This is a genomic window from Burkholderia sp. PAMC 26561 (genome assembly GCF_001557535.2).
Taxonomy (GTDB): domain Bacteria; phylum Pseudomonadota; class Gammaproteobacteria; order Burkholderiales; family Burkholderiaceae; genus Caballeronia.
Window position 1 is genome coordinate 122,023 of the sequence record NZ_CP014307.1, and the last position, 26,876, is coordinate 148,898.

Annotated in this window: 24 protein-coding genes; 17 read left to right on the forward strand and 7 right to left on the reverse strand. The window is 59.8% G+C overall.

Annotation, left to right across the window (positions count from 1 at the left end; translation table 11 throughout):
* Nucleotides 1-14: 14 nt before the first annotated feature.
* Together AXG89_RS16200 and AXG89_RS16205 are read right to left on the reverse strand one after the other, a co-directional pair.
* Nucleotides 15-1,178 carry a mandelate racemase/muconate lactonizing enzyme family protein gene (locus AXG89_RS16200; RefSeq protein ID WP_062002939.1) on the reverse strand — a complete coding sequence of 388 codons (1,164 nt, stop codon included), beginning with the start codon at nucleotides 1,176-1,178 and terminating at the stop codon, nucleotides 15-17.
* A 32-nt stretch (nucleotides 1,179-1,210) separates the two neighbouring features.
* The gene (locus AXG89_RS16205; RefSeq protein WP_062170837.1) at nucleotides 1,211-2,578 is read right to left on the reverse strand and encodes an MFS transporter; all 1,368 of its coding nucleotides are present in this window, start codon (nucleotides 2,576-2,578) and stop codon (nucleotides 1,211-1,213) included.
* 297 nt (nucleotides 2,579-2,875) lie between these two features.
* On the opposite strand from AXG89_RS16205, the gene AXG89_RS16210 reads away from it, so the two are divergent.
* On the forward strand, nucleotides 2,876-3,982 hold the full coding sequence (locus AXG89_RS16210) for a LacI family DNA-binding transcriptional regulator (protein ID WP_062170839.1): 1,107 nt from the start codon (nucleotides 2,876-2,878) through the stop codon (nucleotides 3,980-3,982).
* A 269-nt stretch (nucleotides 3,983-4,251) separates the two neighbouring features.
* On the forward strand, nucleotides 4,252-5,127 hold the full coding sequence (locus AXG89_RS16215; protein WP_062002942.1) for a lipid A biosynthesis lauroyl acyltransferase: 876 nt from the start codon (nucleotides 4,252-4,254) through the stop codon (nucleotides 5,125-5,127).
* A gap of 5 nt (nucleotides 5,128-5,132) precedes the next feature.
* Here the strand turns inward: AXG89_RS16215 and AXG89_RS16220 are convergent, their stop codons facing one another.
* Nucleotides 5,133-7,508 (reverse strand): acetamidase/formamidase family protein, encoded by a 2,376-nt coding sequence (locus AXG89_RS16220; protein WP_062170841.1) that lies wholly within the window; start codon nucleotides 7,506-7,508, stop codon nucleotides 5,133-5,135.
* Between the two features lie 332 nt (nucleotides 7,509-7,840).
* On the opposite strand from AXG89_RS16220, the gene AXG89_RS16225 reads away from it, so the two are divergent.
* The 8 genes from AXG89_RS16225 (at nucleotide 7,841) to AXG89_RS16260 (ending at nucleotide 16,102) form a co-directional block, all read left to right on the forward strand.
* Entirely contained in the window at nucleotides 7,841-8,770 is a 930-nt protein-coding gene (locus AXG89_RS16225) for an ABC transporter substrate-binding protein (RefSeq protein ID WP_082771481.1), read from the forward strand.
* Entirely contained in the window at nucleotides 8,770-10,374 is a 1,605-nt protein-coding gene (locus AXG89_RS16230; RefSeq protein ID WP_062170843.1) for an amino acid ABC transporter permease/ATP-binding protein, read from the forward strand. Before AXG89_RS16225 ends, AXG89_RS16230 begins: the two co-directional genes overlap by 1 nt.
* A gap of 100 nt (nucleotides 10,375-10,474) precedes the next feature.
* Nucleotides 10,475-11,719 carry an acetamidase/formamidase family protein gene (locus AXG89_RS16235; protein WP_062170845.1) on the forward strand — a complete coding sequence of 415 codons (1,245 nt, stop codon included), beginning with the start codon at nucleotides 10,475-10,477 and terminating at the stop codon, nucleotides 11,717-11,719.
* Nucleotides 11,720-11,758: 39 nt separating this feature from the next.
* Nucleotides 11,759-12,535, forward strand: coding sequence for an ABC transporter ATP-binding protein (locus AXG89_RS16240; RefSeq protein WP_062170847.1), 777 nt, complete (start codon nucleotides 11,759-11,761; stop codon nucleotides 12,533-12,535).
* The gene (locus AXG89_RS16245) at nucleotides 12,532-13,374 is read left to right on the forward strand and encodes an ABC transporter permease (protein WP_062002946.1); all 843 of its coding nucleotides are present in this window, start codon (nucleotides 12,532-12,534) and stop codon (nucleotides 13,372-13,374) included. The genes AXG89_RS16240 and AXG89_RS16245 overlap by 4 nt, the downstream gene beginning before the upstream one ends.
* A gap of 30 nt (nucleotides 13,375-13,404) precedes the next feature.
* A complete protein-coding gene (locus tag AXG89_RS16250; protein WP_062170849.1) occupies nucleotides 13,405-14,385 on the forward strand; it encodes an ABC transporter substrate-binding protein in 981 nt (326 codons plus the stop codon).
* Nucleotides 14,386-14,396: 11 nt separating this feature from the next.
* Nucleotides 14,397-15,731 carry an amidase gene (locus tag AXG89_RS16255; protein WP_062170851.1) on the forward strand — a complete coding sequence of 445 codons (1,335 nt, stop codon included), beginning with the start codon at nucleotides 14,397-14,399 and terminating at the stop codon, nucleotides 15,729-15,731.
* Nucleotides 15,732-15,883: 152 nt separating this feature from the next.
* Nucleotides 15,884-16,102, forward strand: coding sequence for a hypothetical protein (locus tag AXG89_RS16260; RefSeq protein ID WP_062002949.1), 219 nt, complete (start codon nucleotides 15,884-15,886; stop codon nucleotides 16,100-16,102).
* Nucleotides 16,103-16,210: 108 nt separating this feature from the next.
* On the opposite strand, the gene AXG89_RS16265 is transcribed toward AXG89_RS16260, so the two are convergent.
* The 3 genes from AXG89_RS16265 to AXG89_RS16275 all read right to left on the reverse strand — a co-directional run bounded on the left by AXG89_RS16265 (nucleotide 16,211) and on the right by AXG89_RS16275 (nucleotide 20,003).
* A complete protein-coding gene (locus AXG89_RS16265; protein WP_236873448.1) occupies nucleotides 16,211-17,764 on the reverse strand; it encodes a hybrid sensor histidine kinase/response regulator in 1,554 nt (517 codons plus the stop codon).
* Nucleotides 17,739-18,593 (reverse strand): alpha/beta fold hydrolase, encoded by an 855-nt coding sequence (locus AXG89_RS16270; protein ID WP_062170856.1) that lies wholly within the window; start codon nucleotides 18,591-18,593, stop codon nucleotides 17,739-17,741. The genes AXG89_RS16265 and AXG89_RS16270 overlap by 26 nt, the downstream gene beginning before the upstream one ends.
* 384 nt (nucleotides 18,594-18,977) lie before the next feature.
* Complete coding sequence (locus AXG89_RS16275; RefSeq protein ID WP_062170858.1) at nucleotides 18,978-20,003, reverse strand: IS110 family transposase; 1,026 nt, start codon at nucleotides 20,001-20,003, stop codon at nucleotides 18,978-18,980.
* 478 nt (nucleotides 20,004-20,481) lie between these two features.
* On the opposite strand from AXG89_RS16275, the gene AXG89_RS16280 reads away from it, so the two are divergent.
* From AXG89_RS16280 to AXG89_RS16295, 4 genes are all read left to right on the forward strand, one after another.
* The gene (locus AXG89_RS16280) at nucleotides 20,482-21,609 is read left to right on the forward strand and encodes a metallophosphoesterase family protein (protein WP_062170860.1); all 1,128 of its coding nucleotides are present in this window, start codon (nucleotides 20,482-20,484) and stop codon (nucleotides 21,607-21,609) included.
* A gap of 71 nt (nucleotides 21,610-21,680) precedes the next feature.
* Entirely contained in the window at nucleotides 21,681-22,895 is a 1,215-nt protein-coding gene (locus AXG89_RS16285; protein WP_062172542.1) for an MFS transporter, read from the forward strand.
* Nucleotides 22,896-22,954: 59 nt separating this feature from the next.
* Complete coding sequence (locus tag AXG89_RS16290; RefSeq protein WP_062172543.1) at nucleotides 22,955-24,202, forward strand: arsenic transporter; 1,248 nt, start codon at nucleotides 22,955-22,957, stop codon at nucleotides 24,200-24,202.
* A 17-nt stretch (nucleotides 24,203-24,219) separates the two neighbouring features.
* A complete protein-coding gene (locus AXG89_RS16295) occupies nucleotides 24,220-24,666 on the forward strand; it encodes a DMT family transporter (protein WP_062170861.1) in 447 nt (148 codons plus the stop codon).
* Here AXG89_RS16295 and AXG89_RS42155 read toward each other — a convergent pair.
* Entirely contained in the window at nucleotides 24,663-24,839 is a 177-nt protein-coding gene (locus AXG89_RS42155) for a hypothetical protein (RefSeq protein WP_155524342.1), read from the reverse strand. The genes AXG89_RS16295 and AXG89_RS42155 overlap by 4 nt on opposite strands.
* Before the next feature lie 354 nt (nucleotides 24,840-25,193).
* Between AXG89_RS42155 and AXG89_RS16300 the strand changes: the two genes are divergently transcribed.
* From AXG89_RS16300 to AXG89_RS16310, 3 genes are all read left to right on the forward strand, one after another.
* Complete coding sequence (locus tag AXG89_RS16300; protein WP_062002956.1) at nucleotides 25,194-25,391, forward strand: CsbD family protein; 198 nt, start codon at nucleotides 25,194-25,196, stop codon at nucleotides 25,389-25,391.
* Nucleotides 25,392-25,477: 86 nt separating this feature from the next.
* Nucleotides 25,478-25,726 carry a CsbD family protein gene (locus AXG89_RS16305; protein WP_062170864.1) on the forward strand — a complete coding sequence of 83 codons (249 nt, stop codon included), beginning with the start codon at nucleotides 25,478-25,480 and terminating at the stop codon, nucleotides 25,724-25,726.
* A 68-nt stretch (nucleotides 25,727-25,794) separates the two neighbouring features.
* Nucleotides 25,795-26,784: a YrzE family protein gene (locus tag AXG89_RS16310; RefSeq protein WP_062170866.1), complete on the forward strand. Its 990-nt coding sequence runs from the start codon at nucleotides 25,795-25,797 to the stop codon at nucleotides 26,782-26,784.
* Nucleotides 26,785-26,876 lie beyond the last annotated feature (92 nt).

The window sequence follows — 26,876 nt, forward strand, 5'->3', positions numbered from 1 at the left end:
GGCGCTTCGCCCGTTTACTGATCGACGACGAAACCGTCGAAATGCGGTCTCATTGAAATGGGCTTGGACAAGGGCGGACGAATGCGCTGCGCATCCGGCAGCAACGCCATGCCGAGCCCCGGACCATTGGGTATGTCCACGAAACCCTGGTTCGGCAACGGCACCTTGTCGACGATATTGCTGCCCAGATGTTCCGGCCGCGATTCGAAGATTCCGGCCTCGAAGCCCGTCGCGTATTCCTGGATCGCAAAGTTGGGGATCGCGGCATCGAGTTGCAGGCATGCAGCGAGACCGATAGGCGAGAGCGGGTTGTGCGGCACGACCTGGATATGGTGCGCCTCCGCCATTGCCGCGACTTTGCGTGCGCCGGTAATGCCGCCGCACAGGCACAGGTCGACGCGCGCATACTCCACGCCGCCCCGGGCCATCAAGGTCTGGAATTCATAGATGGTCGAAAAGCGTTCGCCCGTCGCGATCGGAATATGGATTTTTTCCGCCACACGGGCCATCCCGTCGGGACCCTCCGGACGGATCGGGTCTTCAATGAACATGGGATGCGTGTCTTCAATGCCGCGCGCAAATACGATCGCCTCGGCCGGCGTCAGGCGTCGATGCAATTCGATCAGCAAGTCCACGCGGTCGCCCACTACTTCACGCATCTGATGCACGTTGCCGATGGCATCGCGCATCTTCTTGATGTGCGTCTTGAAGTAGACCTGGTCGTTGCCTTCATCGAGGAATGGATTCAGGTGACCGAATGCGTTAAAACCCGCTTCCATCTTGGCCTGACATTCCACCAGGATCTTCTCGATATTGCTTTCGTAGATATGCCCGTAAATACGCGCTTTCGTGCGCACCGGACCGCCGAGCAGTTCATAAATGGGTGCGTTGAATGCTCGTCCCTTGATATCCCAGAGCGCGATATCGATGGCGGAAATCGCGGCGTTGATGGCCAGTCCCTGGAAGTAGCTGAAGCGATGCATCACATTCCAGTGATGTTCGATTGCAAACGCATCCTTGCCGACGAGATATTCGGCAAAACGGCGGATGGCAGCGCCTGACGCTTCGATATGCCCCCATGCGCCGGCTTCTCCGTATCCTGTGATTCCTTCGTCGGTATCGACGCGAACAAACATGAACTGACCGACATGCAGTGGTTCGACTTTCGTTATTTTCATGGCTACTCCTGTTTTGTCCTGTGCTTTGATTGTTACCGTGAGGCTTGCGCCGGTGCTGCGTCGCTCTTGAGTGCAGCAGCGTCTGCACTGGCCGTTAGATCGTCGAGATTTCGGCCTCGCGTCTCCGGTCCGAGGGAGACCGAGACCGCCGTGATGACGCCGAGCGCCACGACATACCATGCGACCAGATGAGGCGAGCCAGCGCCGGCTGAGAGCAGGCCGACCGCGATCATCGGCGCGATGCCGCCCGAGATGGGCGAGGTGACCTCGCGGGCGAGGGAAAAGCCGGTGTACCTCACGCGCGATGGAAACATCTCTGCGAGCCATGGACTTTGCGCGGAAGTCATCATCGTCTTGGCTATCGACGAAACCAGGATGAGTCCCGCGTAGATCCATATGATCTCGCCGCTTTGAAGCATGCGAAAGAACGGGAAGATCGCCAGTCCGGAGATCAACGCCCCGCCTATATAGACGGGTTTGCGTCCCACCAGGTCGGAGACCCAGCCGAAGAACGGGACGGTTACGAATTGCAGTGCAGTACTGAACATCAGTGCTGTCACGATCACGTCGCGCGACATATGCAACTGCTGGGTGACATAGACGATCACGAACGATTCGTAGATATAGGCGAGCGAATTGTCGCCAAGACGCGCACCCCATGCGCACAGCATAGGGCGCAGCGAGGTGCTGAAGACTTCGCGAATCGGCGCCTTGACGACAGCATTGCGTTTTTGCAGGTCGAGGAACGCGGGCGTTTCCTTGAGCGAGCTGCGCAGTACCAGGCCGAGGATCACCACCACCGCACTCAGCAGGAAGGGTATGCGCCAGCCCCATTGCTCGAACGCACCTTTCGACAGGCTCGATGAAATATGAAAGGTGGCAAGCGACATCAGCAGGCCAAGTGCGACGCCTACATACGGCAACGAACCATAGAGGCCGCGCCGTTTCGGGGGCGCATATTCGATCACCATCAGGACGGCGCCTGCGTACTCCGCGCCGGATCCCAGTCCTTGCAGCGCCCGCAGGACGCACAGAAGGAGCGGCGCCCAGACGCCGATCATGGCGTAGGTTGGCAGGAATCCCATCAGCGTGGTCGAGCCGCCCATCAGCAGAAGGGTGATGATCAGCACCTTCTTGCGGCCAATCCGGTCCCCGAGCCGTCCAAAGATCACGCTGCCCACGGGCCGCACGAAGAATCCGATAGCAAAGCTTGCGTAAGCCAGGAGAGTGCCCGTCAGATGATCGTATGACGGGAAAAACAGCTTGTTGAACAGCGTGGCGGCGGCCGTCGCGTACAGGTAGTAGTCGTACCATTCAACCGCCGTCCCGACGATGGCGCTCAGAATGGCGTTGCGGACTGCACGCCGTACTTCAGGCGATTGACGGTGTGTGCTTTGCACAGGCAACCTCTTTTTTACGAACGCCGCGCGAGGCGCAGCGTGTCTCCATCGGCTCCGAGCGACGCCGCTCGCAGTATCTGGCACTACCAATGCCGCGTTGGCGCGGGCATTTCATTGACCGAACTCCGCCGGACTTCACAATGCTGCTTTTTGATACGCTTGCCGGCGATATTGCTCGACGCGTCCGGTACAAACACCCCGCGTCTTCAATTATCGTCTGGAAACGTTTCCGGAAACGTTTCCAGACGATAATTGCTTCAAACATGTGTTGTCAAGAATTGATTGGGAAATTTCGAGATGAGCAACAAGACAACAGAACCTGCCATCGTGAAGTCCGGCATCAAGGCGGTCGCCGAACTGGCGGGCGTGGGAATCGCATCCGTGTCGCGGGTGCTCTCAGGTCAACCCGGCTCCAGTCCGCAGATGACGCAGCGCGTGATGGACGCGGCTCGCCAGCTTGGCTACGCGCCCAACGTGCTCGCACAAAGCTTGCGCCGGCGTGCGACGCATTCGATCGGATTCGTCGGCTCCGACATCAATAACCCGCTGATCGCATCGATAGTGAGCGGTGCGGAAAGCGTGCTGAGCGTTGCCAAGTATTCGGTCTTGCTGACCAACTCAGGCGGCGACCCGGGAGTGGATGCGCAGCGCATCGACGTCCTGCTACAGCGCCAGGTCGATGGTCTGATCGTGTTGCCCGCGCTCGAGGACGATCCTGCGACGCTGGCTGCGTTGCGCGGGGCTCAGGCGCCGGTCGTCCTGATCGACCGCACCTTGCCCTCTGACATCGGCGCGCACTATGTGCTGTCCGATCACTTCCAGGGCCTCGGCGATGCCGGCCGCCATTTGCTTCAAGCCGGTCACAGCCGGATCGGACTGGTCGTGGGACTGGACGTTAGGCCGACCCGCGAACGGATTCGTGGAGTGGAGGCGGCCTTCGACAGTCTGGGCCTCGCGCGAAACCTGATCGTTCACCGGGGACGCTTGTCGCCGGAACATGGCGAGCAGGCCATCGAAGAACTGCTTTCTGGCGAGAACCCGCCAAGTGCGGTCATCCTGGGTGGCAATCAGTTGCTCGAAGGTGCGCTGCGTGCGGTGCATCGACGAAACCTTACGCTGGGCGTGGATTTGTCTCTGGTAAGTTGCGACGACCTGCCGTTATGCCGCCTTCACCATCCGCCCATTGCAACGGTCATGCGCGATACGGCTCTGCTCGGCCGACGCGCCGCGGAACTGCTTCTTGCCCAGCTTCGTGAACCTGGTGCCACCGATCCTGAATTGATGCCGACATGGTTCGAGGCCCGGGCGAGTTGTGGTCCGTTCGTGGGCTCGGCTAGCACGTCTGCTGCTTCTCCAGGAGCGAAGAAGCGCGCGAAGCAGGGACCCTCTATTTCCAGCAAATAAATCCGTCAGCTCAGACTGCCAGGACAACGGCCCGAACAAGATTAAAGTTGGAAAATCGATCCACTGAATACGGATAATCAGGGACAACCCTGCGCTCGAGATTTGCCCGTTTATTTGCCTGACACTCAGACGTGTTAGTTTGAGGGGCATTAACTCGTTCTTACCCAGCTCGCCGAGAGTTGAAAACACCGGTGCCTCGACCATTTTGAAAATGCGGTGTTGGACATATACGGCGCGCGGTAGGCGGCCCTCAAGCAGGAGATCGTTCTTTGAAAATAATTGGGTTCGCCATCATTGTCGGGCTGTTACGGGTTTTATCGATTCTTCCATATTCGTGGGTCGCTCGCTTTGGCAGCGGAATCGGAGGTGCGCTTTATCTGATTCCGAGCAGGCGAAAACGCATCGTGCTGATAAACCTGGGCCTTTGTTTCCCGTTAAAAAGCGCGAACGAGCGGGATATTCTTGGTCGTGACCACTTTCGACAAGTCATTCGAAGCTATTTCGAGCGGGGCATCCAATGGTACGGAAGTGCGCAGTCCCTCACGAAGCGCATCACGATCGAAAGCAGCATTGACCTGTCCGATGCCAATGCACCCCCTACCATTTTCATGGATTTCCATTTCGTCGGAATCGAGGTAGGCTGCCTGCTTTACTCCACGCGCCAGCCGGTTGCAGCACTGTATTCACCGATGTCGAATGTCCGTTTGTGCGAACTCGCCCGGAAACAACGGGGCCGATTTGGCGCAGAGATGGTCGAGCGCGGTTCAAGCGCAAGAAAGGTCATTGCGTTGCTGCGGGCCGGAACCCCCGTGATGCTCGCGGCGGACCTCGATCATGGTGCGGCCAACTCCGTGTTCGTGCCGTTTTTCGGCGTACCTGCCTGTACGCTCACGTCGGTTTCACGACTGGCCAAGGTAGCCGGTGCACGAGTGGTGCCATTCGTTACGGAAGTATTGCCGGGCTTCAAGGGGTACAAGCTGACGATCTTCGAGCCGTTGATCGACTTTCCCTCAGGCAACGACACAACGGATGCGCGCAGGATGAACGCATTTCTCGAGGCGCAGATCCTTCGGTTTCCGGAACAATACTACTGGGTGCATCGTCGTTTCAAACATCGTCCGGCCGGGTTGCCGGGCGTTTATTGACGACGTCATGAACCGGACGCGAAGAGCGCCTTGCGGATGATCGCGTGCACGCCCCAGTTTCCATCGACGACCTGAGTGACGCCGAAGTCGACCGCGACCGACATGAGTGAGATCGCCTCGTCTTCGGACAGGCCTTTCGTCGACATGAGGAATCGCCGCGTCTTGATGAATGCGTCGCGCATGGCCTGATCGAGTGTCGACTTCTGATAGACCTCGCTTTGCGCGCTCGTGCCGAACTCCGCCAGGTAGTTAGGATGACTGAAGCCATGCAGAACCCATTCTTCAGCAGTTTCCACGAGCGGGTAAGTGAGGTCGGCGAAGGGCTGGTCGGTCAGCGTCTTTTTCTTGTGCAGGACGAGTTCGAAGTCGCCCGTCAGCGAGCATTCGATTGCCGTGCCGCAAAGCTCCGAATCACCCTGCGACGCATGTGGATCCCCAATCGAAAGCAACGCGCCTGCCACGCCCACAGGCAGATAGACGCTTGCGCCACGCCCGACGCGCCAGTTATCCAGGTTGCCGCCGAAGGCTGACGGCGGGATCGAATCGATCAACCCGTCCTGCTGCGGGGCGACCGCGATCACGCCAAAATGCGGCCGCACTGGAATGGTCACGTTCTTCAGGATGTTGTGATTTTTGACAACCGTTGAGTGATCGACCGGCACGCCCGGGTAGTCGATTGTCGGATGGACCACGCCGAACGGATCACGTTGCGGTGTCCATCGGTAGTTGTAGACGGCGCGTGCATAAGCGGTGACGCCGTCGTCGGCGGGTTCTGCGTCAATCTCGTAGATGGTGACGACTTCCCGCGGCTTGGGCTCCGTCAGCAGTTCACGATAATGAAAACCCCACCACGCGGCCGCGTTGCTGCCGAACGCACGGCCGTGGAATTTCGGGTTGGCGCAAGGGCGCGCGTGAATATCGACAATTCGAACTTCGAGGACGTCGCCGGGTTCGGCATCGCGAACGGCAATCGGACCCGTGCAGATATGCACGCCGAAACCTTCGCCGGCGCCGCGGCCATAAATGGATGCGTCCATCGGGCCGGCGCCGCGCCGGTTCACATTCTTGCGCTCTGAAGTCCAGTGGAACACGCTTTCGGCACCCGGGTCACCCGCGACCATGCGTTCCCAGTCATCGGCGGCATGCTGGGTGAGCGCCTCGATCGTGACCGTGTCGCCGCTTTGCACCTCCAGCACCGGCTTCAGGTCATGGCTGAAATAGCCCCAGTGCACGGTGTTGGCCGTCGCGCGCAGCAGATGATGACGCGGCTTGCCGCGTTGCACGGGGGCTTCGGTAAGCACTGCATCGAGGCCGTTCTCGAGCGCCACCAGCGTATCCGCATCCGCCTCGGCGCCGGCCTGTTTTGCTTGCAGGAGCAGGGCAGGCGCGTTCACGGGCAATCCACGCGAGATGCGCCGCACGAGATGCCGCGCGATCTCAAGACTCGCCTCATGACGAAATGTGCGTGGCGATGCACCGTACCGCTCGCGAAAGACACGGCTGAAATGCGCGGGATCGTTAAAACCCCACCTGAAACAGATATCGGAGACAGAAACCTTTTCGTACAACGGGTCGACCAGTTCCGCACGACAGCGCTCGAGTCTGCGCGAGCGCAGGTAGGTGGAGAAGCTTTGCCCTGCGGTCTCGAAGAGCTTCTGCACGTAGCGTGGCGAGACACGCTCTTCCTTGGCAAGCATCGCGACGCTGAGCGCGGGGTCGCCAAGGCTCGCTTCGATCAACCGGCACACACGAGAAAAAATCGCCGCCTGGGAAGGCGTCAGCCCACCGAACGAACCTTTGCGTTCGTGTCCCGCAAGACTCGCGACAAGGAACTCGGCCAGCGCCAGTTCCAGCGGGCGAAGTTCTCCCGCCGACAAGCTCTCCACGCTTTCCGCGACCGATCGAAGAAAGCCCGAGAAAACGTGGCCGATGCCGGCTTCGCCCGAGAGTCGCGCCGCCCGCAGCGAAAAAGGCGACAGCACGCGCGCATTGACGGCATCTCGCGGCACCCGTACGACGAACACGCGAAAGCTCGAAGCAAACGCGATCGATGCGGCCTGTTGAGAGGACGCATAGACGATGTCATGGACGCCGACCGGCTCGCGCAAATCGTCTGCGATCAACGTGGCGTCTCCGTCAAGCAGCAGCACGATCATGAGGCTGTCTGCATGATCGGCTTTGAGTTCCAGCGTCTGCGCGACTGACGCGAGCGACGTGAGCTCGAACCCGCCCGTGGATGTCTGCGACGTCAGAGTGCCGTGCAGCGTGCGGTCGGAGGCGTTGAGCCTGCTGTACCAGCCGAGCCTGTCGAGCACCGTACTCCATTCGCGCACGCGTTCGACTTCAGGGTATGACTCGGTGGTGAAGCGCAACAGGTCCAAGCAGAACTCCAGAAGAAAGCGGCAAGACGCACTGCTTGAAAGCAACCTTCGCGCCATCGGCAATCGCGGCCGTGCTGGACCATTCAGCGCAAATTCGTGCGTGGTGTGTCGGATGCAGTGCATGCATGCGCCATTGCAGCGCACTCATGCACGAAGAAGCACGCTTCGCAGCAAGCACCCGTGAGCGGCTCACACCGGCGTTCACGTCTGTACCAGCAGTTGTGCGCGTGCAGACAAGTCTTGTTGATTTCGTTCACATACGCTCGTGTCGTGCAATGCAACAGGGCGTGCGTCGTGCAAGCCATTGTCATCAGCCGCATAGGAGCGTTTCAATGAACAAGAATATTTTTGGCCGGGGTTGGCAGCGCATGAGCGCGTGGTTGGGCAAAAGCCACGCACGCCTGGCGTTGCTCGGCAGCGTGTGCTCCGTGTTGTTTCTCGTGTCGGGACAAGCCAGCGCAGCGGGTCCGGCTACGCCGGCGGCATGCACGGCGTTGCAAGCCAAGTATCCGCAACTCAAGGGCAAGACGCTCGTCAACGCAATCAATCCGCATACGCCCGGTTATGAGGCGCTGGACCCGAACGACCCGAGCAAATACATCGGCTTCGATATCGATCTTGGCGAACTGATCGGCAGTTGCCTCGGCTTCACGATGACCTACAAGCCCGTCACCTTCGCCGCGCTGCTGACGACCTTGCAGAGCGGTCAGGCAGATATTGTCATCTCCGATATCTACGCGACCGAAGAACGTGCGAAAGCTGCCGACTTCATCACTTACTCCAAGGTGTTCGACGGCGTGCTGGTCGTGAAGGGCAATCCGAAGAAAATCACCGGCATCAACACGACGATGTGCGGCACGACAGCCGCTGAAAACACGGGCTACGTGGAGGTTCCGCTAATCCAGAACCTCGGACCGGCATGCAAGGCCGCCGGCAAACCGGAGGCAACGGTACAGCTTTACGATAACAACGCGAACTGCATCCAGGCGATCCTGGCCGGCCGCGCCGACACCTACATCAACGATGTCAACACCGTCGACCAGGCGGTCAAGGCGTTCCCGGACAAGCTCGAAAAGGCGACCGCCGTGACGTTGCCGTATTCGGTCGGCATTGGCGTACCGAAGGGCAAGACCGAGTTCCGCGACGCCATCATGGCCGCGCTGGTCGCGATCCAGAAGAGCGGTGCGCAGACTGAGCTGCTCAACAAGTGGCAACTCGGCGCGGGCAATCTCGAACCGGCCAAGCTGATCGTATCGAACTGATGGATCTTTTTCTCCATTACCTTCGGCTGCCGTATCTGCTCGAGGGCATCAGCTTTACGGTCGCGGTCACGGCACTGGGTCTTGCAGGAGGCCTTGTCGTCGGGCTTGTGCTGGCTGCCATGCAGCTCAGCCGGATCGGGCCGCTGGCGGCCATCGCACGCGGCTACACGGTCATCTTCCGCGGGACGCCGCTGATCCTTCAGCTCGTGTTTGCATACGATGCGCTACCGCACATCGGATTGAAACTGAGCGCGATCGGCGCAGCGGGGCTGGCGCTGGCATTGAATGAAGGTCCGTTCATAGCGGAGATATTGCGCTCGGGCGTGCTGGGCGTCGATCGCGGCCAGACCATCGCGGGTCAGGCGCTGGGCATGACGCCCGGCGTGCTGATGCGGCGGATCATTGCACCCCAGGCCATTCGTACGATGGTCCCGGCGCTCGGAAACGAATCCGTCAGCGCGCTGAAAAACTCATCGCTCGCTTCGGTGATCTCGGTAGGCGAGTTGACGTTGCGCAGCACGCAACTCGCATCGTCGACCTTCGATTTCTTCTCGATCTTCTTTGCGTCCGGCTTGCTCTACTTATGTCTGACCGGTGCTATCGCTGCGATTCAGCTCTCCATAGAACGGGCGCTCGATCTCGACAAGCCGGCCTCGCCAAACGGTTTCAGGCGCTTTCTGCCCTGGTACAGGTCAACGCCTGCATCAAAGCCTGACCCGGGCGGCGCAGCCGCTGAACCCGCAGCCGATATGCCGCCCGCGTTCCTTCCCGTAAGCGCTTCAGAGCGCGCGACCCGGTACGACGCGTTGTCGCGCAACGGCGCAGCAGTGCAGATAAGCGGGCTGCAAAAGCGCTACGGCGAGCAGACCGTGCTCGATGGCTTCGACCTCACTATCCGCTCCGGCGAAGTCGTTGCGCTGCTGGGTCCGAGCGGGTCGGGCAAGAGCACGCTGCTGCGCTGTATCAATCATCTTGAACAATGGGATGCAGGCGAGATCCGCGTCGGCGGCAGGCGCCTGGGCTTTCGCGACGATGGCCGGCGCCTGAATCCGCACGATCTCGCAAACGAGCGCGCAAGTGTGGGCGTCGGCATGGTGTTCCAGCAGTTCAACCTCTTCAGCCATCTCAGCGCACGCGAGAACATTGCCGGCCCGTTGCGCTGGGTGCATGGCTTGACGCCGGCGGCCGCCGATCAGCGCGCGCGTGAACTTCTGGAGCGCGTGGGCCTGAGTCATCGCGCCGATGCGCTGCCGCGCCATCTCTCAGGCGGCCAGCAGCAACGCGTGGCGATTGCACGCGCGCTCGCACCGAATCCGCGCGTGCTGCTGCTCGATGAACCGACGTCGGCGCTCGACCCCGAACTGGTGGGCGAAGTGCTTGAGGTGATCCGGCGTCTCGCATTCGAGGACGGCCTGACGATGATCATCTCGACCCATCAATTGCGTTTCGCCGATGAAGTCGCCGACCGCGTGGTGTTCCTGAGCGGCGGCGCGGTGGTTGAGGAGGGACCCGCGCATGAAGTATTGACGCGCCCATGCCATCCGCTGACTGCGCGGTTCCTGAGCGTCATGGGGGCGGACAGCCGCGTGGAAGTCATGTCGTAAAGATGTTCCCGGGCACCTCCGGTCGCCAGTGAACGACAGGTGCCTTCCAAGAAAATCTGCAAACACACTACCGCCTGCGGTTGCTCCCCGAGGTCCGAACATGAAGCATCACATCCTTCCCGTGTCACCTGAAACCGTGCATTGGGGATACTTCAGCAAACAGGTCGCACCGAGCCTGACGCTGAAATCCGGCGACCGCGCCACCATCGAAACGCTCACGCATCATGCCAACGACGACCATGAACGCATGATTGCCGGAGACCCGGGCGCCGAGAGCGTCTTTCACTGGACGCGGGAGCACAAGGCCGTATCGCGCCGGGGCGCAGGTCCGGTCGACGGCCCCTTCAAACTCGGCTCGGGAGAGGGCGTTGGCGTCCATCTGCTGACCGGCCCGGTGTTCATTGAAGGCGCCGAGCCTGGTGATGTGCTGGAAGTTCGTATCCTCGATGTCCGCCCACGTCCGAGCTGCAGCGCCTGTCACCGTGGCCGTTGCTTCGGTTCGAACGTTGCCGCCTCATGGGGCTTCCAGTATCACGATCTGATAGAAGAGCCGAAGCCCCGCGAAGTCGTGACCATCTTCGAGCTCGATACCACCGGCGAACCCTTCGCGCGTGCCGTCTACAACTATGTCTGGACGCCGCAGACCGATCCGGATGGCATCGTGCATACGAACATCGACTATCCCGGGGTGAAGGTCGATCACACGCTCGTCAAGCGGCGCGAGAACATTCTTCCCGACATCAAGGTGCCCGCGCGGCTGCATTTCGGCACGATGGGGCTGGCGCCGTCCGAGGCGGACTTTGTCAGCTCGATTCCGCCCAGCTACACCGGCGGCAATATCGACGACTGGCGCGTGGGCAAGGGCGCAACCATGTATTACCCGGTCGCGGTCGAAGGCGCATTTTTCTCGGTCGGCGATCCACATGCGGCGCAGGGCGACAGTGAACTCGGCGGCACTGCAATCGAGACGTCGCTTACGGGCGACTTCGAATTCATTCTTCACAAAAATGCAGACCTCGGTGGCACCATGCTTGAGGGCCTGACTCATCCGATGCTGGAAACCGATCAGCAATGGTCGGTGTACGGCTTCACGTTCCCCAACTACCTGGCCGAGCTCGGACCCAACGCTCAGCTTGAAGTCGCACAGCATGCAAGTCTCGACAAAGCCATGCGCGATGCATTCCGCAAATTGCGGCGGTTCCTGATGACCGTGCACAAGCTGAGTGAGGACGAAGCGATCGCGCTGATGTCGGTCGCGGCGGACTTCGGCGTGACGCAGGTTGTCGATGCGAACTGGGGCGTGCATGGTTCGATTCGCAAGGACGTGTTTGCAGCGCACAGATAAGTGGCACCGGCCGATCGTTCAAACACGAGGAAAATCCGCATGTCCGTGCAGCTCGCGTTACGCAACATCCGCAAATCGTTTTCCAACAAACTCGGCACGGTCGATGTACTGGGTGGGCTCACGTTCGATATCAACGAACGCGATTTCGTGAGCATCATCGGTCCATCGGGATGTGGAAAAACGACTGTGTTCAATGTGATTGCGGGTCTGCTCGAAGCCGACAGCGGCGACATAGTGTACAGGGGGCAGACGGTCGAAGGCTTGCGCGGCAAGGTCGGCTACATGATGCAGCGCGACCTGTTGCTGCCGTGGCGCACCGTGCTGCAGAACGTGTTGATAGGCCCCGAGCTGTCGCACATGCCAGTCGCGCAAGCGCGCGACATGGCGATGGAATATCTCAATACGTATGGCCTCGCCGGTTTCGAGAACGCGTATCCGCGCATGCTTTCGGGCGGCATGCGCCAGCGCGTTGCGTTGATCCGGACGCTGATCAATGACCCCGACATCATCCTGCTCGATGAACCGTTCTCCGCGCTCGATTATCAGACCCGGCTCTATCTGGAAGGCGTATTGATGGAAGCCGTGGAGACGTTTCATAAGACCGTGGTGCTCGTCACCCATGATATCGATGAAGCTGTCGCGCTCTCCAAACGCGTGGTCGTGCTTGGCGGACGCCCGTCGCAAGTGAAGAAGATCTATGACATCGATATCAGCGCGCGCTCGCCGATCGGCGCGCGCAGCGATCCAAACTTCTCCGGCTACTTTCACGCGCTGTGCGGCGAACTCGATATCCAGACGGAGGTTGGTTCAGCATGACGCAATCCGTTTCCATCGTGCAACCGGAGCAGAAAGTGCGTGCCCGCAAATTTGTATTCGACAGCGGCTGGGGCCGTTCGCTCCTGCAACTCGCCGCGGTGGTCGCATTCTTCGCGATCTGGGAAGGCGCCGCGCGGCTCGGGTGGGTATCGAATTTCCTGGTCGGGTCGCCGGCGAAGATCTTCGATGCACTCGTGCGCGATATTCATTCAGGCCAGCTTTTCATCGATACCGGCTACACGTTGTTCGAAGCGATTCTCGGTTTCGTGTTCGGCACGGCGGTCGGTTCCGTATGCGGTCTTGCGCTCTGGTATTCGCCGTTCATCGCGCGGCTGATCGAGCCTTTCATTGTCGCGATCAACAGCGTGCCGAAGATCGCGTTCGCGCCAATCGTGATTCTCTGGTTCGGGACGGGGCTCGTATCGAAGGTCGCATTGGCGATATCGCTCACGGCCATTGTCGCGCTGATTGCCGCGTATGAAGCCGCGAAGGACGCTGACCCCGATCTCCAGGCCTTGCTTGTCACGCTCGGCGCCAACAAGAACGAAGTGTTCACGAAGGTCGTCGTGCCTTCCACGCTGCCGTACGTGATCTCCACATTTCGCATCAACGTCGGGTTTGGTCTGGTCGGCGCGGTCGTCGGCGAGTTCATTTCTTCGGAGCATGGACTCGGGCACATGATCTTCACGGCGTCGAGCCTTTATGACCTGAACACCGTCTGGGAAGGGCTTTTCGTGCTGATGGCGATCGGCTTCGTGCTCTATTTCCTGATCGACATGATCGAGCGCCGGCTGCTGCCGTGGCGCCAGGCATCGAATGCAAACACGCTCAAGGTTTGATTGATCAACTACTCGAACAGGGAAATACTGATGGCTCTCAAAGCAAAAAACCTTCTTACCGTACTGGGCTCGGTGCTCGCGTTTTGCGCGACGTCGGTCACGACCACGGCGCTCGCCGCCGACAAGAAAGCGACCATCTCGCAGGCATTTCAGTCAATGCTGTACCTGCCGCTCTATGTTGCTATCGACGGGGGTTTCTTCACGAAGGAAGGACTGGACGTGACCAAGCAGACGGCGGGTAGTCCGAGTGCGGCATTATCGGCCGTACTGTCGGGCAGCGCCGACTTTTCGCTTCATGGCCCCGAGTGGACCGCGGTTGCGGCGGAGAAGGGCGCGGACGTCGATGTCATTGCGAACGTCGTGAACGGGGCCGCCGTGTGGATTGCGACGGCGCCTGACGTCAAGTTCACGAGCATCAAGGACGTGAAAGGCGAAGTCGTGGTCTCGGGACAGATGCCAACGACCAGCACGTCGCTGTTCTTTCGGGCGCTCAAGGAAAACGGCATGTCGCCAGGCGACGTCAAGCTCATACAGGTCCCGCTTGGCTCGGAGATCGGGCCGCTGGTGGCGGGGCAATCGAAGATCGCGGTGATGTACGAGCCGGGTCTCGACCAGGCGGTCGCCAAGGGCATGAAAGTCGTGCTGAGTTTCCCCAAGCTTTATGGCGAGTACGCGTTTTCGTCGATCACGGCCAAGCGCATCATCGACCCCGATACAGCCGCGCGCTTCGTGAAGGGCTTGCAAAGCGCGTTGCTATACATGCAGACCAATCCGGCGGAGACTGCCGCGATCGCCCGTAAGGAATTCCCGACGCTCGATGCACCCGTGGTCGACGCCGCCGTCAAGCGTATGCTTGCCGATGGCGTCTATCCAAAGAACGTGGACATCACGCCGAAAGCACTGACGGTCGCCATGGACACGCAGATCGCGCTTGGCAATCTGAAGCAACAGCCCAAGTACGATACGTTCGTCGCGCGTAGCTATATCCAACCCGCACTCGCTGCCAAGTAAAGCTCAAGCACATGACCAAGACTTACGTTTGCCCGACCATCGCTGAGATCCGCGCTGATGTGGCCTCAGGCAAGACCCGCGCCGCAGAGTTCGTTGCACAGGGTTTCGCCGCCGCTCAGGCTTCGCAATCCACGCTGCATGCATTCCAGTACTTGCCTGATGCATTGCCGGTCACGCACGTTGATGAAAACTTGCCGCTGGCTGGCGTGAGCGTAGCGGTGAAAGACATCATCGATACCGCCGACATGCCGACCGAGTTCAACTCGCCGGCCTATGTTGGACGGCGGCCGGCGCAGGACGCGACAGTGGTCGCGCGCTTGCGCGCTGCGGGTGCCACCATACTCGGCAAGTCGGTCACGACCGAATTTGCATTTCGTCATCCCGGGCAGACCGTCAACCCGTGGAACAGCGCATATACGCCGGGTGGATCGTCGAGCGGCTCGGCGGCAGCCGTGGGCGCAGGCATTGTTTCGCTTGCGCTTGGGACGCAGACTCAAGGTTCCGTGATCAGGCCGGCGGCGTATTGCGGCGTGGTCGGTTTCAAGCCGACATACGGCACCATTGCGAGAACGGGCGTGCTTCCGCTTGCATGGTCATTGGACCACGTCGGGTTGTTCACGAGGAGCGTTGCGGATGCGGCTTATGTGCTCAAGCTGGTCGCAGGCGCAGGCCCGGATGATCCACACGCGTCACATGTTCCTTTGGCATCGACGGTTGCAGCGGGGCGTCGTATCGGAATGCTGGTGAGGCAGGTCGGCGGCGCTGTCGAGCCCGCACAACAAGCCGCACTCGATGCCCTTGCCGAGCGCCTTTCACGCGACGGGGCCGAGATCGTGATGGTCGATCTTCCGGCTGAAATCTTCGATACACCGGCTCACGCGCTGACATTGATGGGCGTGGAAGCGGCCATCACACACGGCGATTTGTATCGGCGTTCGCCGGAGCTCATCAGCGCTCCCATGCGGGGATTGATCGAAGAAGGACTGCGGTGTGCGGCGACCGATTACGCGAAAGCCAAGGTCTTGCAAGGCCGGATGGCGCATCGGTTCGACGCATGGCTGAGGAAAACGATGACGCTCGATGCGTTGCTGGTCGCACCGGCGAATGGCGAACCACCGCATGGACTGGATTCCACCGGCGATGCTTCGTTCTGCGCCCCCTGGACGTTTCTCGGCGTGCCGGCTGTGACCGTGCCGATGAGTTTTGGACCTGCTGGCTTGCCGTTGGGTGCGCAAATCGTGGGCGCGGCCGGCAGTGATGCTGCGCTGCTCGATCTGGCTGAGTGGATCGAGGCCAGGACGAATTGGGCAAGTCGTGTTTCAACCACCAACGATACTGGGGCCTGAAGTCGTCGAAATCGTGCGGCGTCCATGTCGCGTCGACCATGGGCTGCACAGATCGATCCCTGGCGGCCACGCCTAGCAGAAAAGCCCAACGAATTCAAAGTTCGCGCACCTCTTCATGGTACGATCCGCCCACCATCAAAACGGAGATCGCCATGGCGTTCAAAGAAACCAAAGGCGATAAGACCGTCGAAGCTTGCGTAATGCCCGCCCCTGGCGCAATGTTCAAGGGTTACATTCGTGTTACCACCACGTGGCGCAACCACACGATCAACAAGACGATCGGTCGCGGTTGTGGTCGGCCGGTCAAAACCGAAGCGGCAGCTCTGGAATTCGCCGAAGCGGAAGCACGCCGAGTGCTCGCAATCAAGTAGTCACAGCGAATCACCGGTTTCGACAGCAGTCGAGATTCGGGTAGGCAGCCAAGATCCCCGCGCCGCAAGAACGGCGCATCGGAACGAGGCTGCCTTTTTTTGTTCCGCTCACCAGGTCTCTTCCCCCTGTTCCTTATTGAGCAGCCTGGCGAGCCGTTCAAGATCCGCTGGTTTAGTGAAATGATGATCGAAGCCTGCGGCCTGGGCGTCCTGCTGGTCCTTTTCCTGCCCCCATCCCGTCAGCGCGATCAGATCAACATGCACTCCCCACGGTTCTTTGCGAATGCGTCGGGCGATTTCGTATCCGTTGATATCAGGCAGGCCGATATCGAGAATGATGACCTCGGGCCTGCTGTCCCGGGCCGCCTCGAAGCCGGAGGTGCCGTCGAATGCGACATGAACTCGATGCCCTTCCATTTCAAGAACCATGGAAAGACTTATCGCGGCGTCTTTGTTGTCGTCGACTATCAGCACGCTGCGTCCTCTTCCGCTTGCAGGAGGCAGGCGTCGAGGCTTCGACGCGACGATCCTCTCTTCCTCGGAGACGGGCAAACGGATCACGAACTCGCTGCCTTTTCCAATCCCGTCGCTGCGCGCAGCCACGCTGCCGCCATGCAGCCGTGCGAGAGCTCGCACCAACGCCAGCCCGATGCCGAGGCCGCCCTGGGTCCGGTCAATTGCATTCTCGAGTTGCGAGAACATCTCGAATACCGTTTCCAAGCTGCCCTGCGGAATGCCGATGCCTGAGTCGCGAATCCTGATGGCGACGTCAGCCCCCTCGCGATTCGCGCTGAGCCAGATTTTTCCTCCGGGGGGAGTGAACTTGGCGGCATTGTCCAAAAGGTTCTGGATCATCTGCGAAAGCCGCGTCGGGTCGGCATCCAGCATGACAGGCTCACCGGGGATTGCGATAGTGAGTTCATGCGAGGCTGCAAGCACGAGAGGCCTCGAATTCTCGACTGCTCCCGTCAGCACTGAAACCAGATCGATATTCTCCCTGCGCAACTCAAGCTTGCCCTGCGTGATACGCGACATTTCCAGCAGATCGTCTACCAAGCGGGTCATGTGACGGACCTGCCGCTCGAATACTTCGCGACCCCAGATGATCTGTGGGTCGACAAGTTCCTTCAGGCTCAGCATCTCCAGGACGTTGCGCATGGGAGCAAGCGGATTTCGGAGCTCGTGCGCCAGCGTGGCAAGAAATTCATCCTTGCGCCGATTGACCTCGCGAAGGGCATTTTCCGCTTCACTGCGTGCCTCGAGCGCTTGCTCGGCGTTGCGCCGTGCGCCTAGCAATTCGAGCTCATACTGGTGACGCTCCGCAACGACGAGCACCGCGAACTCATCGAGCTCTTCGCCATCGAATTGCGTTCGCGACACATTGAAGAGAATCGGCACGACAGGACCAGCCCGGCTGACGATGTCTACCTTGACCTCGGCAACCGAATTGCGGAATTGCAGCAGAGGCGCCACGTGCGCCTCGAAGAGAAGCCGGCCGCCGACCGTCAGCAGATCCTGAATGCGGCGCAGTCCAACGAGGTCTGCTTCCCGATAGCCAATCCAACGGCAAAACGTTTCGTTCGCGCGGACGATGGTCCCGTCTTTGGTCGTCGTGAACAGACCGCACGGCGCGCGATCAAGCGTCTCGCTGATTGTCGGCAACAGTCTCTTTTGATGGGCCATCTGCGAGCGTTGGAAGGGTTTTTATGAAAGCCTCGATTGCATCGATGCATGCACGCGGCGCGCTGATATGAGGACAGTGTCCGGTGCTCTGGACGGTGGCAAGGACGCTTTCCCGGATCATTTGCCGCATATGGTCGCCCACTTCCAGGGGCACGAACGGATCGTCGCTTGATTGCACGATAAGGGTCGGCATGGTGACGCGGACCAGTTCGGAGCGGTGATCCGAAAGGAAGGAAACGCGCGCAAAGTGTTTTCCAATCTCAGGGGCGTTGCGGCAAAAGCTGTCGGCGAAATCGGCGCCGGGTCCGGATTGCGCTTGCGTGCCCAGGACTGATGGTGCGATCGAATTGGCCCATCCGAGATAATTACTCTCCAGCGATCCCAGCAGCGCTTCGATATCGCCTCGCTTGAATCCCCCTCTGTAGTCGCCGTCATCAATAAGCGAAGGTGTCGGCCCGATCATCACCAGTCCGCTGAAACGCTCGGGCGCCTCGATCGCCGCGAGCATTCCGATCATGGCGCCCACGGAGTGGCCAATTAAAACCACCGGCGCGCTGGTGAATTCGGCCAGTACTTCGAGCAGGTCTTTCGCATGACCGTGAAGCGTGCCGTATTTGACGAAATCGTACTTGGACAGATCGGAGCGGCCGCTGCCCACCAGATCGAGTAAAACTATGCGGTAGGTCGGCGCAAACGCGTCGGTCAGACACTGCCAGATGCTCTGGTCGAATCCAAAACCGTGCGCAAAAACCAGCGTGACAGGGCCGTCTCCGACGACGTGGACATTATTGCGTCTGTGGGCTTCCATTCCGCGCCTGTCATCGATAAATAACCAATCAGCACGAATTCCGCGACCGCCTCTTGAACCCAGCGAGACTACAAGGGCTTCCCCGTTAAGCGCAAGCTCAATCGAAGTCCGCGTTAATACATGCTGCAATGCCACGTCGGCGCGCGTGAGAAGGTGAAGGACTGCTGTACTACAACCGGTCATGTTGAGCCGTGGCCCGGACCCTGATGAAAGACGCGCGCAAGGACCTCATTCGTTGGACGGGATAGAAATCCCCGTCTCGCTGGCAGGTATGCCTTGCGCGGGTCCAACCCGCTTCACATCACCGCTGGCAGTGCAAAGTGATCGTTTATCCGCTCATGATGACTATCATTGATCGTCGGTGTTTGGTCAGGCCCGACGACTTCACGCTGCGGCCGGTTCGTGCTTGAAATCGTCGCCGTAACTTAGCATTGCCCAAGCCATTCTCGCATTCTTGGCCGCAATCGCAACTGCCGCACGCCAGTAGCCGCGGCGTTCCATAAGGCTGCGTACCCAGCGGCTGAACCGATCCTGCTTCTCGCCCAGACTGGCGATCACGGCGCGCGCCCCGAGCACTAGCAGGCTGCGCAGGTAGGCGTCACCGGCCTTTGTGATGCTACCCAGCCGCGCCTTGCCGCCGCTGCTGTGCTGGCCAGGCGTCAGTCCAAGCCATGCAGCCACCTGGCGACCGTTCCTGAAATCGTGTCCGGCACCGATGCTCGCAAGCAATGCGCTTGCGGTGGTCGGGCCGATGCCGCGCAGTAGCATGAGTCGCTTGCTGCGTTCGTCCTCACGCGCGATCTCCCTAATCGCGCGGTCGTATTCGGTCAGTCGGTCCTCGATGCTACCGGCGTGCTCGAGCAGATCGCTGATGCATCGTCTGGCCCAGCCGGGCAAGGCATCCAGATGGGTTGGGATCTCTCTTCGCAAGCGTTCCGGACTTTGCGGCAACACTACGCCGAATTCGGACAGCAGGCCACGTATCCGGTTGTATATCGCGGTCCGTTCCTCGATAAAACCCTGCCGCGTCCGATGCAGGCAGAGCGTGGCTTGCTGGTGTTCGTCCTTCAGTGGCACGAAACGCATGCTCGGGCGAGTCACCGCTTCGCAGATGGCTGCCGCATCGGCGGCGTCGTTCTTGCCACGCTTGCCTGACATCCGGTACGGCGCCACGAGTTTCGGCGCCATCAGCTTCACCGTGTGGCCGTACTGCTGGAACACCCGCGACCAGTGGTGCGCACCCGAGCAAGCTTCCATACCGATGAGACAGGGCGGTAGCTGGGCGATCAGCGCGACCAATTGATCGCGTGAGACACGCGGTTTGATCAATACCGCCTTGCCGGCTTCATCCACTCCGTGAACCGCGAAGACGTTCTTGGCAAGATCGATTCCGACAGTGACAATAGGCATGGATTTCCCCTCTTGTGGGTGTTGATGAACGTTCGAAACTTCATCATGGCACGTTGCTGCCGATTGCGGCTTCCGCGGCAGCCTCGGGACTGGGAAGTCCCTTTCATTCGTTGCGGGCGCATTGGAATATTAATACGTTTGGTCTAATTTCTCCTAGCGGTGTGATGTGGCGAATCACAGGCTTAAGTAATGCCCATCAAATGCATTTTTTCTGCGATGGACCAGCGGAAATAAATGCCTCTGTGACGTGTCGGTCGAGTAATGTCTACAGAATTATGCAGCAGGCTTATTAGTTTTCTTCGGTCAGTCTCATCGCCGTCGAAATGCGTCCAATTCCTGGACGATGGGTGTCTACCCACCAAGCACCCACAGGTGCCGATCAAGGTGCTCAGCCAGCTGCAGTATGGCTTCTCATCATGGCATACGACTTGCAGAAGCGTGGCCATTGCCGGGTTGCCGGTTTTCATCGAGTCGCGCCATGTTGAGTTGGGTACATTTCGGGGACCTCCACGTTTCGCACGACGACAGCTTCAAGAGTGTCGGCCTTCTAGAGCGTTTAGTCAGTGCGGTCAACACTAACGTCGCTCATGCGGTGGAGTTCGCCTATCTTCCGGGAGATAACGCCAACAATGGCAAGCCCGAACAGTACGCCAAGATTCGCTCGATCCTAAGTTCGCTTCGATTACCTACCAATGCGATTCCAGGGGATCATGATTTCGAACCAGGCTCGCTTGAAACATTCCATCGCGAACTGGGCGTCGACTCACTACCCAAGCAAGTCACCGTGAAAGGACATCGCTGCCTGTTTTTGGACATCGTGTCCGCCGGTGAAGGCGGTCCTGATTTCCGCCTTGGCGCGGCGCAGACAGAATGGATCGCAGCACAGCTGGCAGCTTGCGTGAACGACAAGGAACGGCCAGTTGTCTTCATGCATGCTTACCCCGGCGATCTTGCTGAAGGTGGGGAAGCGCTGGCACACCTGTTTGCATCCGCTGGAGTACTTGTCGTCGACACCGGCCACACTCACTACAACGAACTGCTCAATGACGGATCGGTTATTTACGCCGCGACGCGCTCGACCGGACAGATTGAAGAAGACGACGGGCGAGCGGGCGTTGCGATCGTCACCGTGGACGCCAGCGTGGTGAGTTGGCGGTTTCAGCCTGTCTCTGCAGCTTGGCCGCTGGTGATGATCACGACGCCGGCAGACAGGCGGCTCGTGACTGACCCCGCTGATCAAAGACAAGTGCCGGTTGGCAACTGCGAGGTGCGCGCCAAGGTGTTTGGCCAGCAGATAGCCGAAGTCGTGGTTTCCATTGGCGAGCAGCGTGCAACCATGCAGCCAGTGTCTGGTGAACATGCGGTTTGGCAAGCGGAGCTGCCGCGCCCTCCGGATGTGGATCGCTACCAGGTAACGGTCGTGGCGTCTGACGCGAACGGCAACACAGCGTCAGACACGATAGAGGTGCTCTCGCGACAGGGCGCGGGGAGCCGCGCGTTCGCCGCCGCCCCTCCTGGCACTGATGCGCACGCGGTTGGAGAATGGGCCGACCACGGCTTGCTCGGCTCGCAACTCGGCCCCAACAAAAATGGTCGTGCCTGGTGACGCCGTCTGCTGAGGTGGCCGTCCGGCCCGCCGGCAAGGCGACACGCCCGCTTGAGGCGCTGAATTTCTTCATGGCCGACGTGCAGGCAGGGATTGGCCCATTTCTCGGCGTATTCCTGCAGGCGCGGGGTTGGGGAACTGATTTGATCGGCACCGTGATGACCATCGGCGGCATCGCGGGAATGCTGGCCACTTCACCGGCCGGCGCCCTTGTGGATGCCACCCGGTACAAGCGCGCGGTGATCATCGTGGCTGGCGTGATGACTGTGCTTGCGTCTTTGCTGCTTTGGTTTGCACACGGCTTCTGGATGGTGGCCGCATCGCAGATTGCTACCGCAGTGACGGGCGCCGCGCTCGGACCCGCAATCGCCGGCATCACGCTGGGAATGGTGAGGCAGCGCGGCTTTGACAAGCAATTCGGCCGCAATCAAGTCGCCAATCACGCAGGCAACGTGGCCGCTGCGGCGCTCTCCGGCTGGCTGGGTTGGCGCTTCGGGTTCGGCGCCGTATTTGGCCTGAGCGCGATATTCGGCGTGGTTTCAGTTTTCACGGTGCTCCTGATTCCCGCAGATGCGATCGATCATGATCATGCGCGCGGTCTGGAGGGGGGGAACAAGGAGGCAAGCGAACGCGGCAACGACGAAATGAGCGGCTTTCGCACCCTGCTGCAGTCCAAGCCGCTTTTGGTGCTGGCCGCGGCGTTGGCAATGTTTCATCTTGGCAATGCCGCAATGCTTCCGCTTTACGGACTTGCGATCGTGGCTGCCAAGCAGGGCGACCCCAGCGCCTTCACTGCGCAGACGATTATCGTTGCACAGCTCGTGATGGTTATCGTATCGATGATGGCGAGTCGGCTGATCAAATGGCGCGGGTATTGGTGGGTGATCTTGATCACATTTCTGGCGTTGCCGCTGCGCGGCGCCATTGCCGCCAGTGTGCTTCATGCGTGGGGGGTGTGGCCTGTGCAGGCACTCGATGGCATCGGCGCTGGCTTGCAAAGCGTGGCGGTGCCGGCGCTTGTTGTTCGCCTCCTTGACGGCACAGGGCGCGTCAATGTGGGGCAGGGCGTTGTCATGACGTGCCAGGCTGCGGGTGCTGCGCTTAGTCCATTATTGGGCGGACTGCTTGCCCATACGTTTGGATACTCAGCCGCATTCCTGGTTTTAGGCGCTGTGTCTACCGCATCGATCGCCTTGTGGCTGGGATTTGGCACCAGTCTTCGTAACGCATGCCGCAGTTCTGAAAGCATATCGATCGAAGGCAAAACCGCAGCTTCGAGTGCCTGACGTACGTGCGGCGCTCAATGGGCCCGTCTGTACTCCTTTACTTTTTGAGAATCGCCGACGTGAATCCAACCTTCCTTTCCTGGGGCATCGCAGCCATGGCTACGGCCGGCGTCATTACGCGCCCGTTCAAATGGCCTGAGGCTATTTGGGCCGTCGCTGGCGCGTTGCTCATTGTCGCTCTGGGTTTGTTGCCTATTACGCAAGCTCTGCAGGCGGTCGCCAAAGGAGCAGATGTATATTTCTTTCTGTTTGGAATGATGTTGCTGTCCGAAGTAGGGCGCCGCGAGGGCTTGTTCGACTGGGTCGCGGTACTTGCGGTCAATCATGCGAAGGGGTCGCCCGCACGCCTGTTTTTGCTGGTGTACTTGGTAGGCGTGGTTGTTACGACATTCCTGTCCAATGATGCTGCCGCGGTTGTGCTGACACCGGCGGTCTTCGCCGCTGCGAAGAAAGCCGATACAAAGCCCTTGCCTTTGTTGTTCGTATGCGCATTCATTGCGAATGCGGCAAGCTTTGTTTTGCCGATCTCGAATCCCGCCAATCTGGTTTTGTACGGTAACCATACGCCCGCGCTGTCTCTCTGGATGGGCCGTTTCATCGTGCCTTCGGTACTGTCCATCGCGGCGACCTATTTCATGCTTCGCTGGGCGCAGCGCCGCGATTTGAGAGGCGAATGCAAGTCTGGCCTGGACAATGTGCCGTTGTCATCCAGCGGCCGCATTGCGCTGGGTGGAATCGCCGTAACTGCGATCGTGCTGCTCCTTGTCTCGGCGTTCGACATGCAGCTTGGCTTGCCGACCGCAATTCTTGGTGCGACGACCGCTGCAATCGTGCTGATCCAGGAGCGGAAATCGCCTTGGGCTCTGGTGAGGGACATCTCCTGGAGTGTCTTGCCTTTGGTTGCCGGGTTGTTCGTGCTGGTGGAGGTGTTGCAGCACACAGGCGTTATCGCGCACCTCGCACAGATGCTCCAGTCCGCTACTCAGCGCGACGAATCATTGAGCGCCGGATTGTCGGGTGGCGTGATCGCGATCGCTTCTAATCTAATGAACAATCTCCCGGCGGGGCTGATTTCGAGTGCGACTGTGATGCAGGCACACAGCCCTGAGCGGGTCATCGATGCGTTGCTGATCGGGGTGGATCTCGGGCCCAATCTCTCGATCACGGGGTCGCTGGCAACCATCCTCTGGTTGAATGCCATCCGGCGTGAAGGCGAAGACGTAGGATTCTGGAAGTTCTTGCAAGTGGGAACGGTAGTGATGATCCCGGCGCTGATCCTGGCGCTAGGTGCACGCGTACTGATCTGACAATCCGGAGAGGACCGATGAGCAATGCATGGATTTATCCTTTCATTATTTTAGGTGGTGTGTTGCAGGCGGCCGGTGCACCAATCAACGGCGTATTGAAGGCATCGTTGGTCAACCCGTGGCTGGCATCGGCGGTCTCTTTCATGCTGGTCACTTTCCTTGCCATAGCGCTGTTCTGGATACAGCCAACCCCGCTGCCGACGCTGACTGAGCTCAAGGACATGAAATGGTGGGCACCGTTGGGCGGCATGGTGGGAGCCGTGGCTGTATTTGCGGGCTTGACATTGGTCCAAAAGGTCGGCGTCGGAGCAATCAACGGGCTGACCATCTGTGCAAATCTGATAGCCTCAATTTTCATTGACCATTTCGGTCTGATCGGCGTGCCGGACCATCCGCTGAGTTGGCTAAGGGCGCTTGGAGCCGTTCTCATGGTAGGTGGCGTGGCGATGGTGATGAAGTTTTAAGTGTCATTCCAAGTGCCATTGCCATTGCCATTGCCACGGTTGATCGCGGGTGTTCGTCCTGCAAGTTGCGTGTACTTGCCGCCCATGATCGCGCGTGTCGATGCCTGGACTGCGACCGTGCCACCGCTTGCATAGACGTCGCCCGATCCAGGCGCGTTGCTCGATGCGAGCAATCAGCTTTCCACTCTGAACCAGCGTGCCCACCTGTATAGGCATTCGACCGGGTTGGCGTCAGCGCACCTGTTCCGCACATGTTGTTTCGCCATGTGTCGAATGCGTGAGGCGGCCCTGGCCTGCGCATCGTCAAGGACTGGAGAGCCCGCGTTCAATGCTGTTGTCCTGACTACGGCACGTCGCTGGTCGGCGCTCCGGGACGGCTGGCGAGTTTCCAGCGAGCACTGGAGCGCAAACGCACTATTTTTTCTAGCGCGTTTGTATCTGGTGCCGCATCACTCGCTGCACCTACACTTCCAGTCACACGGTGCCACATTGCTCCGTGTTGTTAACCCACCCTAAGGAGCATTCATATGAACAAGAATAAGGTCGACGGGACGCTTAAGCAGATCAAGGGCTCGGTGAAGGAAGCGCTGGGTAAAGTGACCGGAAATACGTCACTGGAAGTTGAAGGGGTTGCTGAAAAAACTGCAGGAAAAGTGCAGGAAGGCGTCGGGAAGACGCAGGAGAAAGCCAAGGACATCGCCGATAAAGCAACCGGCAAGGACTGATTCCCGGCATTCGATGACCGGGGCAGATAGACCATCGAAAGTCATCGATGATTCGTCATCCGAAACACTAAAGTAACGAGGTAATCATGTTTGAGAAAGCGGAAGGATCGATCAAAGAAGCTGCTGGGAAGGCGCAAGCCGCGCTCGGCAACGTCACGGGCGATAACGGGTCGCAACTGGAGGGCCGTGCGCGTCAAGCTGCTGGCATAGCTCAGCAATCGTATGGCGAGGCGCTCGACACCGTGCGTGGTGCGACCAAGAGTAACCCGGTGGCGTCGTTGGCGCTTGTCGCAGCGGTGAGTTTTATCGCTGGTGCCATATGGGCGAAGCGCTAGACCGGCTGACAGACATGTCGGGCGGGACCGGCTCGTGCGCTCCCTGAACTAGAATAAAAAGGTAATCCATGAATCGAATCCATACATCTCTTGACCCCCAACCAGTGAACGTATTGCGTGTCTCCTGGGGTGCCGTGTTCGTCGGCCTGTTGCTGGCCATGATGACGTATCTGTTCCTTGGCGTACTGGGCACGGCGATAGGTGCAAGCGCACTCGACCCAATGGGTGAGCGTAATCCGCTTGCTGGCTTCGGCACCGGCGCGGGGATCTGGGTCGGCGTGTCCACGCTCGTGTCGCTTGCGGTCGGAGGGTTTTTCGCGGGGCGGTCCTCGCCACGGCGCGGCGCGCTGCACGGCGTCCTCTGCTGGTCACTGACCACCCTGGTAACGCTCTACATGGTGTCGAGCCTGGCCGGCGGCGCGATCGGTACCGCATCCGGGGTGGCTCGGGCGGGACTGTCGGTGGCGGGTCAGGGCGTCGCTGCAGCGGCTCCGGGCATCGCTTCCGGCGTGAAGGGCGCGCTCAAGAGCAATGGCATCGATATCGATATGACCGATGTCCAGGGACAACTGGAGACGCTATTGCGTCAGACCGGCAAGCCCGCGCTCGACCCGTCAAATCTCAAAGCGTCCGCTCAGGGCGCAGCGAGTGACGGCACTGCGACCGCTGCAGGCGCTGCCGCGAAACCGCAGAACTCCGCCGATGATCTCAGCAGCTTTTTCGATCGATTGAAGCAGAAGGCGTATCCTGCCCTCGACGCGACGGACAAGGAAGCGCTTGTCAACGTCATCATGGCGCGCACCGGCAAAAGTCGTCCTGAAGCACAGACCATCGCGAATAACTACGAGCAGACCTACAACCAGGCACTCGAGAAGTACCGCAGCCTGAAGATCCAGGCCGAACAGAAAGCGCGTCAAGCCGGCGAGGCGGCCGCAACCGGCGTGAGTCATGCAGCGTGGGCGGGCGTCGTGATATTGCTTTTGGGCGCGCTTGTCTCCGGATTTGCCGGGTTTCTGGGACGCCGCAGCAATCCGTTGCGTGAGGAAGTCGTGGTGTAATGGCGACTGATGTATTCTGCCAGTGCCCTTGGTTGCCGCGATCTCTTTTGCTCGCAGCACCAAGGCGCGATTTTTATTATTTCACGACAGTG

Coding starts and splice junctions, on each gene's coding strand:
- AXG89_RS16280 (WP_062170860.1), top strand. CDS start 20,482: ATGTTGAGTTGGGTACATTTCGGGGACCTCCACGTTTCGCACGACGAC.
- AXG89_RS16225 (WP_082771481.1), top strand. CDS start 7,841: ATGAACAAGAATATTTTTGGCCGGGGTTGGCAGCGCATGAGCGCGTGG.
- AXG89_RS16305 (WP_062170864.1), top strand. CDS start 25,478: ATGTTTGAGAAAGCGGAAGGATCGATCAAAGAAGCTGCTGGGAAGGCG.
- AXG89_RS16245 (WP_062002946.1), top strand. CDS start 12,532: ATGACGCAATCCGTTTCCATCGTGCAACCGGAGCAGAAAGTGCGTGCC.
- AXG89_RS16200 (WP_062002939.1), bottom strand. CDS start 1,178: ATGAAAATAACGAAAGTCGAACCACTGCATGTCGGTCAGTTCATGTTT.
- AXG89_RS16275 (WP_062170858.1), bottom strand. CDS start 20,003: ATGCCTATTGTCACTGTCGGAATCGATCTTGCCAAGAACGTCTTCGCG.
- AXG89_RS16310 (WP_062170866.1), top strand. CDS start 25,795: ATGAATCGAATCCATACATCTCTTGACCCCCAACCAGTGAACGTATTG.
- AXG89_RS16295 (WP_062170861.1), top strand. CDS start 24,220: ATGAGCAATGCATGGATTTATCCTTTCATTATTTTAGGTGGTGTGTTG.
- AXG89_RS16285 (WP_062172542.1), top strand. CDS start 21,681: ATGGCCGACGTGCAGGCAGGGATTGGCCCATTTCTCGGCGTATTCCTG.
- AXG89_RS16235 (WP_062170845.1), top strand. CDS start 10,475: ATGAAGCATCACATCCTTCCCGTGTCACCTGAAACCGTGCATTGGGGA.
- AXG89_RS16300 (WP_062002956.1), top strand. CDS start 25,194: ATGAACAAGAATAAGGTCGACGGGACGCTTAAGCAGATCAAGGGCTCG.
- AXG89_RS16260 (WP_062002949.1), top strand. CDS start 15,884: ATGGCGTTCAAAGAAACCAAAGGCGATAAGACCGTCGAAGCTTGCGTA.
- AXG89_RS16255 (WP_062170851.1), top strand. CDS start 14,397: ATGACCAAGACTTACGTTTGCCCGACCATCGCTGAGATCCGCGCTGAT.
- AXG89_RS16230 (WP_062170843.1), top strand. CDS start 8,770: ATGGATCTTTTTCTCCATTACCTTCGGCTGCCGTATCTGCTCGAGGGC.
- AXG89_RS16240 (WP_062170847.1), top strand. CDS start 11,759: ATGTCCGTGCAGCTCGCGTTACGCAACATCCGCAAATCGTTTTCCAAC.
- AXG89_RS16270 (WP_062170856.1), bottom strand. CDS start 18,593: ATGGAAGCCCACAGACGCAATAATGTCCACGTCGTCGGAGACGGCCCT.
- AXG89_RS16210 (WP_062170839.1), top strand. CDS start 2,876: ATGAGCAACAAGACAACAGAACCTGCCATCGTGAAGTCCGGCATCAAG.
- AXG89_RS16250 (WP_062170849.1), top strand. CDS start 13,405: ATGGCTCTCAAAGCAAAAAACCTTCTTACCGTACTGGGCTCGGTGCTC.